The organism is Chloroflexus sp., assembly GCF_034435895.1.
Classification (GTDB): domain Bacteria; phylum Chloroflexota; class Chloroflexia; order Chloroflexales; family Chloroflexaceae; genus Chloroflexus.
Genome location: NZ_DAOTWH010000246.1, coordinates 1 through 2,405 on the forward strand (window position 1 = coordinate 1; position 2,405 = coordinate 2,405).

The 2,405-nt window shown below is 65.0% G+C and carries 1 protein-coding gene and 1 pseudogene; both read right to left on the reverse strand.

Annotated features, from left to right (window positions below; all coding sequences use genetic code 11):
• Nucleotides 1–1,799: glycosyltransferase family 39 protein (locus U9R81_RS14165; protein WP_322496083.1), on the reverse strand; the 1,799-nt coding region annotated here is incomplete at its 3' end.
• Nucleotides 1,800–1,967: 168 nt separating this feature from the next.
• Nucleotides 1,968–2,405 (reverse strand): annotated as a pseudogene (locus U9R81_RS14170) (hypothetical protein); the annotation flags it as partial.

Genomic DNA, 2,405 nt, shown 5'->3' on the forward strand with positions numbered 1-2,405 from the left:
ACCCGGATCCGCGCCACCGGCCCCGTCCAGCGCGCGCGCGCGCCAGCCAGCTCTTCAGCGGGGTAGAAGCCGCTCAGGTAGCCGAAGTCAAGCCCGTCACCGACTTCAATCACGGGTTGCGCGACCGGTACGGTGTCGCGCCATGCCAGATCGAGCAGGGTCTGTTCGCTAGCGTATTGCGGACGGTAGACGCGGCGCGCTTCGTCACGTTCACCGGTTTCGCGCAGCAGATCACCGAGATAGACATACGACGGCGCATAGAGTATGTTGCTGCGGATGGCGGCCCGGTAGGCGGCAATTGCGCCGGCGGTGTCTCCCTGCGCGCGCAAGGTGTGGCCCAGCGTCAGATAGCCGTCGGGGGTTGGTTGGGCCGCGAGCGCCTGTTGGTAGAAGGTGGCGGCCTGCGGCAGATCGCCGGCGGCACGGGCCAAATCGCCGCTCAGCCGCCAGAAGCTGCGCGCGCCACCTTGGATGGCGTAGTCCCAGTGGTAGGCGAGCAGTGCCGAGAGACTGACTGCACCCGCTGCCGCGAGCGCCGTCCCCATTGCCAGCCGGTGGCGCCGGCGCGCCAATGCCGGCAGCGCCAGCCATGCCCGCGCCGCATACGGAATCAGCGCGCAGAAGATGAAGTGCCGGTAGCGCCCTTCGCCGTGCGTGACCAGCGATACGGCGATAAAGTAGGCTAGCCACAATCCTAACAAGACCGCTGGCGCGCGCCCGCGCACGGCAGCGTAGACTAAGGCCGCCACGCCTCCCACGGCGATCGCTCCGTAAAGCAGATCGTCGAAGATCAGCGCGGCGAGGAAGAGCAGCGGCGGCGGATCGGCCCGGTAGTCTTCGAGCAGAAAGCGGTCTTGGATGGCCTTCACCCGCCAGATTGCCATCCAGTTCGGCCACAACTTGCGCAGCATAATCGCCGGGTCTTCGCGTAATCGCTCTAGCCCGCGCGCGATGGCGTAGGCCGCCCGTTCTGATGGGTCGGGGATGTTTTCGAGCACGCGGAAGATGGTCGCCATATCTTCGCGTGGCTCGCTGAAAGCCCACAAATTATACGAGAGGCCGGTCTCGATCAAAATGCAACTACGGTAACTCAGGCAGTTGCGGATCGTCCACGGCGCGACGACGGCCATGGCGATGACGGCAAAGACCGCGCCGATCAGTAGGGTTGCGGGACGGCGCATAAGGTTGCGCCAATGACTGGCGGCGACGACCGCAATCCAGCCGGCCACCACCACGGTAAAGTAGAGCGGCATAGAGCGGGTGAGGAGGGCAAGGCCCCACAACCCGCCAGCAGCGACGATCCGCCAATCGGGCCAGCGCGCGCCGCGTTGCCGCCACGCCAGCAAGAGCCAGAGCGCGGCGCTAAACAGGGTGGTGAAGAGGGTTTCGCTCATGTAGAGCGAGGCGAAGGTGGCATGGGTGAGCAGGATGGCCGCTGCCAGCGTCGCCAACCGGTGAACCAGCGGGCCGGCCTGATCGCCAATCGCCCGCGAGAGGCGGTAGATCAGGTAGACATTCAAGACGCTGAGTGCGATATTCGGCAGCGCCGCTAGCCATACGTCACCGCCAGCCAGCCAAAGCGACCCGGCTAGCCAGAGCGGGTAGAGCGGCGCGCGCAGCCAGTGGTAGCGTTCGTAGAAGCTCCAACCCCGTCCTGCTAACAGGTCGCGGGCGACGGTCAGATACTCGACTTCATCGTTAGCCGGCAAATGAAGCGGTTGCAGCCACAACCCGATCCGGATCAGCGCTGCTAGTGCTAGGATGCCAATCAGCCACCACGTTTCGCGTTGCATCGTCATTTGTCACCAAGTTTTACCGCGGAGGTCGCAGGAGTGTTTTACCGCAGAGAGCGCAGAGGTCGCAGAGGTATTTCTGCTCTCTCCACGTCCTCCGCGTCCCCTGCGGTAAAAATAATTCCCCCGCGCCCTCTGCGGTAACATGATTCCTCCGCGTCATCGGCGGTATCTTCACCGCACCGCGACTTGCCGTATCTGCACCCCTAGCCGGCGACCATCAGGACTAGCCGGGTCGTATTGGCGCGGCCAGAAAGTAGGGGAGCGCACCGCCGCCACGACTACGCGCGGCTGCATAACCGGCGGCAATGACAACGCGATGGTCTGCCAATCAGGGCCAATCGTAAACGGCTGCGGTTCGCCTCCATCTACCGAGACCCAAACTCGCACTGCGCTACCGTCAGGCCGCCCGCTGCGCAGCTCCAACGTTAGCGACTGCGCCCCCGCTGGGGCCGCCACCCGCGCCTGCGCCCAACCGGTCGTCCAGCGCCAACCCGCTTCGCCCGGCAGCGAGTGATGCATGCCACGGATAAAACCGAGATCAAGGCCATCACCCAACCTCAGCGTCGCTGGCGGTGGCGTGATCGCCCGATCCCACAGCCACGCCGCCAA